This window comes from Candidatus Woesearchaeota archaeon, from assembly GCA_021734105.1.
Taxonomy (GTDB): Archaea; Nanobdellota; Nanobdellia; order Woesearchaeales; family SKGA01; genus SKGA01.
Genome location: JAIPJP010000036.1, coordinates 1 through 7,541, shown reverse-complemented (window position 1 = coordinate 7,541; position 7,541 = coordinate 1). Strand labels below are relative to the sequence as shown.

11 protein-coding genes and 1 tRNA gene are annotated in these 7,541 nt (G+C 36.0%); 2 read left to right on the top strand and 10 right to left on the bottom strand.

Annotated features, from left to right (window positions below):
* Window positions 1-109 precede the first annotated feature (109 nt).
* Window positions 110-1,057 (bottom strand): hypothetical protein, encoded by a 948-nt coding sequence (locus tag K9M74_05505; GenBank protein ID MCF7799330.1) that lies wholly within the window; start codon window positions 1,055-1,057, stop codon window positions 110-112.
* 232 nt (window positions 1,058-1,289) lie between these two features.
* On the opposite strand from K9M74_05505, the gene K9M74_05500 reads away from it, so the two are divergent.
* Both K9M74_05500 and K9M74_05495 read left to right on the top strand, forming a co-directional pair.
* The gene (locus K9M74_05500; GenBank protein MCF7799329.1) at window positions 1,290-1,565 is read left to right on the top strand and encodes an AbrB/MazE/SpoVT family DNA-binding domain-containing protein; all 276 of its coding nucleotides are present in this window, start codon (window positions 1,290-1,292) and stop codon (window positions 1,563-1,565) included.
* A gap of 13 nt (window positions 1,566-1,578) precedes the next feature.
* Window positions 1,579-1,806 carry a type II toxin-antitoxin system RelE/ParE family toxin gene (locus K9M74_05495; protein MCF7799328.1) on the top strand — a complete coding sequence of 76 codons (228 nt, stop codon included), beginning with the start codon at window positions 1,579-1,581 and terminating at the stop codon, window positions 1,804-1,806.
* A gap of 83 nt (window positions 1,807-1,889) precedes the next feature.
* Here the strand turns inward: K9M74_05495 and K9M74_05490 are convergent, their stop codons facing one another.
* The 9 genes from K9M74_05490 to K9M74_05450 form a co-directional block, all read right to left on the bottom strand.
* On the bottom strand, window positions 1,890-3,227 hold the full coding sequence (locus K9M74_05490) for a phosphomannomutase/phosphoglucomutase (protein MCF7799327.1): 1,338 nt from the start codon (window positions 3,225-3,227) through the stop codon (window positions 1,890-1,892).
* A 35-nt stretch (window positions 3,228-3,262) separates the two neighbouring features.
* Window positions 3,263-4,099 (bottom strand): hypothetical protein, encoded by an 837-nt coding sequence (locus K9M74_05485; GenBank protein ID MCF7799326.1) that lies wholly within the window; start codon window positions 4,097-4,099, stop codon window positions 3,263-3,265.
* A 598-nt stretch (window positions 4,100-4,697) separates the two neighbouring features.
* Window positions 4,698-4,946 carry a UPF0147 family protein gene (locus K9M74_05480; protein MCF7799325.1) on the bottom strand — a complete coding sequence of 83 codons (249 nt, stop codon included), beginning with the start codon at window positions 4,944-4,946 and terminating at the stop codon, window positions 4,698-4,700.
* Window positions 4,947-4,948: 2 nt separating this feature from the next.
* Window positions 4,949-5,272 (bottom strand): prefoldin subunit beta, encoded by a 324-nt coding sequence (locus tag K9M74_05475; GenBank protein ID MCF7799324.1) that lies wholly within the window; start codon window positions 5,270-5,272, stop codon window positions 4,949-4,951.
* Window positions 5,265-5,516 (bottom strand): hypothetical protein, encoded by a 252-nt coding sequence (locus tag K9M74_05470; protein ID MCF7799323.1) that lies wholly within the window; start codon window positions 5,514-5,516, stop codon window positions 5,265-5,267. Before K9M74_05470 ends, K9M74_05475 begins: the two co-directional genes overlap by 8 nt.
* Entirely contained in the window at window positions 5,513-5,650 is a 138-nt protein-coding gene (locus tag K9M74_05465; protein MCF7799322.1) for a DNA-directed RNA polymerase subunit P, read from the bottom strand. Before K9M74_05465 ends, K9M74_05470 begins: the two co-directional genes overlap by 4 nt.
* Window positions 5,651-5,666: 16 nt before the next feature.
* Window positions 5,667-5,915, bottom strand: a complete 249-nt coding sequence (locus K9M74_05460) for a 50S ribosomal protein L37ae (GenBank protein MCF7799321.1) — start codon at window positions 5,913-5,915, stop codon at window positions 5,667-5,669.
* 185 nt (window positions 5,916-6,100) lie between these two features.
* Window positions 6,101-6,175 (bottom strand) — tRNA-Pro (locus K9M74_05455).
* A gap of 101 nt (window positions 6,176-6,276) precedes the next feature.
* On the bottom strand, window positions 6,277-7,386 hold the full coding sequence (locus K9M74_05450; protein MCF7799320.1) for a bifunctional phosphoglucose/phosphomannose isomerase: 1,110 nt from the start codon (window positions 7,384-7,386) through the stop codon (window positions 6,277-6,279).
* Between the last annotated feature and the right edge of the window lie 155 nt (window positions 7,387-7,541).

The window sequence follows — 7,541 nt, the reverse complement described above, 5'->3', positions numbered from 1 at the left end:
TGCTTAACTTTTTTAATTAATCTATCTTTTTTCTTCATTGGAAAAACAGCCTCAATCTGTTTTTCCCTCCCACAATGCTACTTTTGGCAGTGGGAGCATATATTTCTTTCTAAAAAGTTAGAGACTTGGGACAAACCCTGAATTGACCTTTTTCCATCAGTAGTTTGCCATTAACAATTAGTGTTGGTTCCTGTATGACGCTATCGAAATGAGGGCCTTTACGAAGACCATACGATCCATTTCCTCCACAACCAAAATGCATAGTTCCTAGGTTTTTCTCTTCGACGATGCTGTGGATGTTTTGCTCGTTAGCATGTATTGGATTAGTACCGATTGAAATTTCACAGATATATTTTAGGGAATTATGCGATGTGATGAGTTGTTTATATTGTTGAGACCCTTTGACTATATTTATTTCGTCGTTTTTTATGTTCAAAATGGGTGGTTCTTTGTCAACAAAACCAACATGTTGGATTTTGTAATCGAGTACTAGTGTTCCTTTTGTAGAGCCAATAACGGGAGAAAAGCCAACCTCTCCTGAAGGAAAATCTCCTCCTGAATATGGCTGCGAGTAGTCTCCTGATTCTAAGAATGCTTTGTAAATAGTTGTTTCTAGTGCTGTTCCTTTAGCAGTGTATATTTCAACCTTTGCGCCTTCTTTAAGATGACTGAATAAAGCAGTTCCTCTATTTTTAAGTTGTGTAATGTTTGCATTAAATGAATTACAAATTCCTTCTGGATGAATGAGATTGATAATTCGTTTGCCTAAGTCGTATTTAGCTGATTTTCTTTCTGGCGTGTGCCAAATGTTTTGATTAAATCCTAATACAAGAATATTAAATTCTGGATTCAGAAAGAGTTCACGTATGTTCTCTTCTAAGGGTGTATTGTATGAGTGTGTAAAATTTACTTTTACGCAAGGGATTTGAGCCAGTCTTAAATTTTGCTCTAAAAGATTCATTATTGGCTCGTATGTATTGTCATGTAATAGTGCAATTTTTTCAGGGGGCTTGTATCCAAGAGCACCATAAATCATTTTTTCTATTTCAGGAATCATTTAAGTTCAACTTCTAATTTTGTTACTACCTATAAGAAATAAAAATAAGCAAATTATATAAATATAACCTTATAATTTCACCAATATGTATAAGTCTCTCACACAGGACAACTGCCCGTGAATCTTGTAAAGAAGCGTTGTATTTCTATTTTGATATGCATAGACACTAGCATCCCAAAAATTTAAATATTACAACACATTTTATATTTAAAATACCTTGTAGGTGATAGCTGTGGAGATTGCACTAACCAAATTGTCTGCTAATGGACAAATAGTGATACCTTCAGAAGTAAGAAAAGAAGCAGGATTAACGCCAGCAACAAAATTTCTGGTGTTTAATGATGGAAAGGATATTGTGCTCAAACAAATAACTTCTGAGACGCTACGAGAAGAAATGGCATTGTTAAAAAAGATTCATTTGGCAGAACAGCAAATTACTGCGGGGAAGGTTACTAAAGTCACAACTGAGATGAGTGATGAAAAAATAGTGAACAAGCTAACAAATTAACCGTGTATACATAATGGAAATAATTTTCTCGGATGATTTCAAGAAGGACTTTAATAAACTCAAAAATAAATCTGTGGAATTAAAAATTATTAAACAACTCAAGAAACTCGCAACAAATCCTCATTTAGGAAAGCCGTTACGCCATAACTTAAAACATCATCGAAGTCTAAGGGTTCATCCTTACAGAATTATTTATCGTCTAGAGCAAGATAAATTAATTATTGTTTGTTTTGATCATTGAAAAACAGTGTAGGAGTAGTTTTTAGTCATAAACGTGATTTGTTCAACTCGTGTAAACTAAACTTAACACGTATAAACTTAAGTTCAAACCCGTGCAAGCACTCGCTCAATGCGCAATTTGATATCTTTAACTATTTCTTGTGTGTCGCCTTCTACAATGAATCGTAAGTAGGGTTCTGTATTGCTTTTGCGCACATTAAAAAAATACTTCTCGCCAAACACGCTCACGCCATCTATTTCAAGGATGTGTGTTGCTTCAGATAAAAATTCTTTTTTTACAGCAGCTATTGCTGCGTCTTTATGATCGTGCTGAATGTTTATTTCTCCTGTGGTTGGATATTTAATAAGCGGCGTTACTAATTCTGCTAATGGTTTTTTTTCTTTATCTATGATGTGTAGCAGGTGCATCATGGTAAGTAAGCTAGAGTCGGTATTGTGTAGTGGTTGGTATAAATAATGCGCGCTTCGTTCTCCTGCAAAGATAACGCCATCTTTTTGCATGCCTACTTTAATATAGGGTCGTCCTGATGAATAACGTGTTGTGCGAATACCTTGGGCTTCAAGTATTTCAGGTACTGCTCGAGAGGTTCGTACTTCAAATCCTACTCGTTCTCCTTCTCGCGCAAGATGTAATCCAATAAGTGTGATGATGATGTCTGGTGGCACCATAGTTCCATCGGGGAGCCAAAAGGTTACTCTGTCTGCATCACCATCTGTTGCAATGCCAAAATCGTAGGTTCCCTCTGCAAGTTGTTTAGAGAATTCTTTGTATTCTTCAGCTTTTATCGGATTACTTTCGTGGTGGGGAAAATTGCCGTCTGGCTGATCAAATAGTCGTGTTAATATAATATTTTTACCATATGCTTTTTCTAAGACGTCCAGTTCAAGTGTTCCAACGCCATTGCCTGTATCAGTGAGAATGTTATACTTGCTAGAAATTTCTTTTGCAAGTTTCACAAAATATTTTTCATAGCTTGGTTTGATATCTTTAGAAATAACTTGTCCTGGTTTATTTGCGGTTTTGTATGTTTTTGTCGCGATAATTCGTTCGATATCTGGTAGTCCTGCATCAACATAAATAGTGTCTGCGTTTGCTCCACAAATTTTAAATCCGTTGTATTCTTTGGGGTTGTGACTTGCAGTTACGATAATTCCTCCATCATGTGTGCTCGTAAAAAGCGAGAAATAAAATTGCGGTGTGGTGACCAAATCAATTGCGATGACATTGCATCCGGTGCTGCGTATGCCTGCAATAACTTCATCATATAATTCTTCGCTACTGGTTCGCGCATCTTTACCTACAATCATGCTGCGCGCGTTAAGAAATGTTGCTGTTGCCTTGCCGAGATGAAATGCGAGATTGCCGTCTAATTCTTCAGGATAAATTCCTCTAATATCGTATGCTTTAAACGGATTACTCAATCTCTTCTCACCTATTTTATGTGCTGATTTTTATTTTAAAAGTTTTGTTGTTGTTCCCACGCTTTTGTTGCTTGCTCAAGTCCATCTGCTGTGCGCACATCTTGCCAAGCACCATAAAAAACATATCCTGAGAGTTCTTCTTTTTTTGCAAGTTTTGGAAAGACATCTTGTTCAAGTCTTCCGAATCCTTGTGGTGTCATGCCGATAACTTCCGGTTCGAAAATATAAAGACCTGCACTAATAAGATTAGTGGGTACGCTTCCTGTTGGTTTTTCAATAAAGCTATACACATGATTACCATTTAATACGACAACTCCATACTCTTTAGGATTTGCTTTTGTTGTGACTGCAAGTGTTGCTAATGTTCCTTGTTTTTTGTGAAACGCAAACATTTCTTTAATATCAATAGTTTTCATCTCATCACCGTTACATGCAATAAATGGTCCTGTGATGTGTGGTGCTGCACTACGCAATGCGCCTGCCGTTCCTTGCGGATTTTCATCTTCAATATAGATAATGCGAACACCAAGTTTATCTCCATTCCCAAAATATTCTTTTATCATTTCTTTTTCGTAGCTGAGTGCTAAGATAATATCGACAATACCTTGTTTTTTGAGCATGAGCATATTATGTTCAAGAATTGGCTTGCCTTTAATTTTTGCCATGACGGTGGGAATTTCTTGTCTATCTTGTATAACATTATATTTTCCCCCTGCAAAAATAATTGCTTGCGTAATAGTTTTTTTTTGTAATGATTTTGCAAGATTAAGTTCTATTGCGTGGCTTCTGTTTTTCACGGTGACGCCATCTACTTGATCATCAAGTAGCTTAAGCATGTGTTCATCTATGGTTATGGTTATTCTTTCTTTCATGTGATTCTTCCCCTTAGTGTTGATTTGATGGTAAAAATATACATCTTAAATTTGAGTTTTTGATTGTTGTTCTCGTAATGCGACCTCTGTAAGCGTGAAACAGGTATCTATATGATGATGTGTGAGCTTCTCTTTTTAAATGTTATGAAATGGTATGAACTTAAGTTCATTCTTTCTGTTTCGCGCTTGTTTTAAACTGCCTAATGGCTGTATATTTTTTTTCTTTTTTTTATTTGTGAATGTCTCTATATCCGGACTTTTTCATTTACAAATACCTTATAGTGTTTATAAATTACCTTATAGTGATACATAAATAATTTATTATTTCTGTGTAGTGTGTGATAAATAAATAATAATTCAAAGAAGAAAAAAAGACGAGTATGCATAATTTGTTTAGGACAAAATGAATCTAGTACTTTACCTGCTTTTTTTCAAAATGGCTATGCTAACGAAGAAGAAAGAGAAAATCTCAAAAAAGAAGCCACTATTTATAGCAATTCTCTTTGGAATGAATTTTTAGTAAAGTTTGTATTGTTGTTTATACTTTGTTACGTGTTGTTAAGAAAAAATGAATCTAAGAAAAAGGAAAGAACAGTCTTTAGATGCCTTCTAGCATGCTAGTAATGCTCCATAATTGTTGTCGGGTAAACGAATCAAGATTCGCGTCTCCTGCGATATCATCAAGGTCTGCAAGCAATTTATTTACTGTTAATGATTTGTTATCATCTGTTGTTTTTTTGAGTTCGTTACTGATTTCTTTGAGTTTTGTTTTCACATTCCGTGGCACATTGCCGTCATCAGTTAATTCACCAATAAATTCAATAATTTCTGTTACTTGCTCATCCATATTTACTCCTCTCCTTGTTGTAGATTTTTCATAATGTTTTCTTGCATGTCTTGTGCTTGGTGACGTAATGATTCTTCTTGTTTAGTAAGTGCGTCAACACGAACGGCGAAGGTATTCTTTTTTTCCTTAAGTTCTGCAGCAACTACTTTTGCATCTTTTTTAATCATGATGCTACCAACAATATGATACGCTTCATCTTTATTGGTAAGTTCTTTAAGTGCGTTTTCTATTTCAACGAGCTGTTGATCGTATGCTTGTTTTTGTTGCACGGTTGCAGAAAGTTGTTGTTCAATAATTCTTAGTTGGTTGAGTTGTTCCTCACTCATTTTTTGTCAACTCCTTTGTTTTGTCATAGATTGCCAAGGTTTTTCCAATGCTATTTAACACGGCTCGAAGAGCAACGGCATCTGATGCGGTAATAATAAATTGTAACTCAGCATCCTCTTGTATTATGTTATACGATGCGCGGTTATTACTGAGTTCTTTATCTTCATTAGCAAACAGCGCAAGAAAATGTTTTTTTTCTTCGCGTTCTAGCTGCGTTATAGTAATGGTGCTTGTTAGCTTCATCGTGCCTTAACACTGGATGGTTTAGTCCGCGCTTTAAAGATAATTTTTGAGCCGCAGTAAATACAGCGAACCTTTTTTTTAATATAGGTATCTTTTACTGTTTTGTTACATGAAAAGCATTTATATTCGGTCATGGGGCATCAGCTCGTTTTATAATTCAGTAACACTGGTTTGGATTTTTGTTTGTTTTCCAACAGTATATGCTTTGTTTGCAAATTTAGCACTACATTTTTTACATTCCCAAATACCACTCGCTACTCGTTTGACTTGTTGTCGTGAGCAGTAAGGGCAAGTGTATGATGCTCGCTGTTGTTTTTCTATTGCCGCTACTTTATCCTTTACCGTTTTACCGTATCGCGGTCCAAACCGCTTAGTTGAATTTGAAGATTTTTTTACCATATCCTTTCACCTTGTACTTATATGGCAAAGCCGTGAAAACGTTTGATTTTCTTTGTTTTTGCCACGTTGTTTTTGCTTTCTTATTTTTTTTGAATAGTTTTGTTATAGTTATAAAACTTCGGGCTGTTTATCGCGTTACCGCGCACAAGACCCCTTCGGGAGTTATGACATCCTCTTATAAAGCCTGGGGCTGCCCAGATTCGAACTGGGGTCTTATGGTCCCAAACCACAAATGATAGACCAAGCTACACTACAGCCCCTGAATTGCTGCTCTGAGAAATAGTACTTCCTTTAAAAAGGTTTGCACGCTCACTAGTAAAACAAGCGAGCTATTTAGACGTACTAAGACCATATAGAAAAGCTAAATCAGAGGTCCCATTTTTTCTTTTAATGATTCGATAATATGCACTGGTGAGGGGTCTAGTTTATATCGTAAAGCCAGGTAATAGCTAGTTAAATCACCAATGAGCACTGCGGAGAATACTTTTGCAAGATAGGATTCTCCGGAGAGTTTGATTTCTGTTGTTTCAACTCCTGCTTTATTTGTGATTTCTTTAACGATATCCATGCGTTTATGTAGCCGTCTGTGATCATCATTAAATCGGTACGTTATGATGTGATATGTTCCGTTGACGTGTTCATAGCCTAAGATTTCATTATGGTTAAATTCCGAATACTCTCCAGCAAATGCGTGTCGCTTTGTGTTCTCATTTACTTGTGTTTTGAATCTGAATGCGACGGGAAAGTATTTTGCTGTTGCGTAAATAAGAGGTATGGTGTTAATAAGTTTTTCACTAAGATTTATTGCGATTGGTTTAAACTCTGTTTTTTTGATAGTTTGTAGAATGGTATCTACCTCTCCTTGTTGGCTTGGAACAATTTGTAATCGCTCAAGTAAGCGCAGGATAGGGAAAAATAAATAGGTCAATGCTGCTGTTCTTGGTTGATAACCTTTTGGTACGATGGTGCATGGTGTTCTGTTAATAGCGCATGCTTCTTGCAGTTTTCCGCCGTTTGCATAGGCAAAGCAATATTTTGATTTTCTCATTGCGAGTCGAAACGCGCTGAGTGTTTCTTCTGTATTTCCTGAGTAGCTAATCCCAATAACAAGTGATGACTCTGTAAAAGTTGGCGGCATAGTGTAGTCTCGAATAATAGTAATAGGTATGGCAATGCCTATATGCTCAAGATATTTTTTTAAGAAATCTGCACTAATTGCGCTACCACCCATGCCGATAAAAAATATATGATCAAAGGCTCCTTTTATTTCTGGTAAAACGACTTCATTGCCTAGTTCATAGGCAGTTTGAATATCTGCAAGAATTTTGTTATAATCTTCCATAAGTCCTGCTTTGTCAAAATGAAAATAATTATCAGGAAACACGAGCTCTTCTTCTTTTGCTTCTGGTGATTGCTCTTGAGCTTGTTTTTCTCGTTTTCTTGATTGATTTGATAATTGTTCATCTTCCATTGTTGGCCACCCTTTAGTTACCGTTAAAATTATGAGATATATAAATATTCTCATCAACAAGGGTTTGTCCCGAGAGTCTTGCTAAAAGCAAGAAAATATTGTGAAGTATTGCTTTGCAATATACTTCGCTTCTTGCTGAAGCGATGTGTCGAGAG